Below are 503 nucleotides of genomic sequence, written 5' to 3' on the forward strand. Positions count from 1 at the left end.
CGTAAAGCACCTTGCCGTCTGCCGTACCAATGATGCCGTTGGGCTTAAACAGGTCGTTCGTCACACGCGTAACGGTCTTGTGGTCGGCCGTGACAAAGTAGACGTTTTGCCCCTCCACCCGCGTACTTTGGTCGTGATCCGAATAGAAATCAGGGTCGGTAAAATAGATGCCGCCGTCTGGACGAATCCACAAGTCATTCGGGCCGTTGAATACCTTGCCGTCGAAGTTCGTCACAAGCACCGTGACTGTCTTGTCGGGTGCGATGGACCACAGTTCGCCCTTCTCGGGGGCAACGACGATCAGGTTGCCGACCTTGTCGAAATCGGTTCCGTTCGCACGTCCGGCTGGCTTGAGCCAGTCCGAGAATTTCCCGTCTGCCGCGCTCCATTCAACAATCCGGTTATTTGGGTCGTCGGTAAAGAACACATTGCCATCACCATCCGCCGCCGGGCCTTCGGTGAATGAATAGCCTTCAGCCAACTTTTCCAGCTTCGCACCTGGG

Annotated in this window: 1 protein-coding gene; it reads right to left on the reverse strand. The window is 56.1% G+C overall.

The window, feature by feature from the left end; all coding sequences use genetic code 11:
- Window positions 1-503 (reverse strand): SMP-30/gluconolactonase/LRE family protein (locus EN780_RS37365; RefSeq protein WP_133373004.1); only part of this gene is annotated, 503 nt, incomplete at both ends.

Source organism: Mesorhizobium sp. M4B.F.Ca.ET.089.01.1.1 (genome assembly GCF_004022605.1).
GTDB classification, from domain to species: Bacteria; Pseudomonadota; Alphaproteobacteria; order Rhizobiales; family Rhizobiaceae; genus Mesorhizobium; species Mesorhizobium abyssinicae.